We start from the raw sequence: 252 nt of genomic DNA, 5'->3' as shown, positions 1-252 counted from the left end.
TAGACCTGTAGGCGAAATGTTGTAGTCTCCTTAGTGTATCCTGAGTAGGACGGGACACGTGTAATCTTGTCTGAATCTACGGGGACCATCCCGTAAGGCTAAATACTCTCTAATGACCGATAGTGAACAAGTACCGTGAGGGAAAGGTGAAAAGAACCCCGGAAGGGGAGTGAAATAGATAATCTGAAACTATGTGCTTACAAGAAGTTCGAGCCCGTTAATGGGTGAGAGCGTGCCTTTTGCAGAATGACC

At 46.4% G+C, this 252-nt stretch carries 1 rRNA gene (only partly in view); it reads left to right on the top strand.

Going from position 1 to position 252, the window contains the following annotated elements:
- Positions 1–252: ribosomal RNA gene (locus RR062_06180) — 23S ribosomal RNA — on the top strand; its annotated part reaches 277 nt to the left of the window's first position; the annotation flags it as partial.

This window comes from Clostridia bacterium, from assembly GCA_036654455.1.
Classification (GTDB): domain Bacteria; phylum Bacillota; class Clostridia; order Christensenellales; family CAG-314; genus JAVVRZ01.
This window is presented reverse-complemented; position numbering and strand designations above follow the sequence as displayed.